General features: G+C 67.0%; 1 protein-coding gene. It reads left to right on the top strand.

Annotated elements, in window-relative coordinates; translation table 11 throughout:
• Positions 1-55: 55 nt before the first annotated feature.
• Entirely contained in the window at positions 56-757 is a 702-nt protein-coding gene (locus FFK22_RS41995; RefSeq protein ID WP_143957021.1) for an IS6 family transposase, read from the top strand.
• Positions 758-808: the final 51 nt, after the last annotated feature.

Raw genomic sequence — 808 nt, 5'->3', positions numbered from 1 at the left:
GGGCTTGTCACGTTCGCGGCCTTGCGGAAGGCCGGCAAGCGGCGTAGCTGTGGCCATGACCCCACCTGACTATGCCGGTTATCGCTTTCCATCGGACGTGATCCAACGCGCCGTGTGGATGTACCTTCGCTTCACGCTGAGCTACCGCGACGTCGAGGACCTGCTCGCCGAACGCGGGATCGAGGTGTCGTACGAGACCATCCGTCGGTGGGTCAGCGCGTTCGGCCCGATGATCGCGAGGCGTCTTCGCGCGCAGCGGCCGGCGCCGCACTGGCGCTGGCACCTCGACGAGATGTTCGTCCGGATCGGCGGCGAGCAGATGTATCTCTGGCGAGCCGTCGATGCCGACGGTGAGGTGCTCGACGTTCTGGTTCAGGCCCGGCGGGACGCGGCTGCAGCCCGCAAGCTGATGCGCAAGCTCCTCCGGAAGCAGGGCATTGCTCCAATCACCTGGGTCACCGACAAGTGTCCGGCCTACGGCGCGGCGCTTCGTGATCTGCAGCTCGACGGCATCCCCCACCTATGGGCCAAGCGGCTGAACAACCGGGCCGAAAGCTCGCACGTCCCGGTTCGCCGACGGGAGCGCAAGCTGCAACGGTTCAAGTCTGCCGCCTCGGCGCAGCGGTTCCTGTCGATGCACGCCGCGACCTACAACACGTTCAACATCTGCCGTCACCTCACCACTGCCTGCACGCACCGGCTGTTCCGAGCCGAGGCGTTTGCGGCATGGCGGGATGCGGCTGGCGTCGCGGCCTGAGCCTGGCGGATGTTGGCCCATCGCGGCCAGGCTCGACAACGTGACAAGCCC

It is taken from the genome of Mycobacterium sp. KBS0706, assembly GCF_005938675.2.
In the GTDB taxonomy this organism is placed as follows: domain Bacteria; phylum Pseudomonadota; class Alphaproteobacteria; order DSM-16000; family Inquilinaceae; genus Inquilinus.
This window is presented reverse-complemented; position numbering and strand designations above follow the sequence as displayed.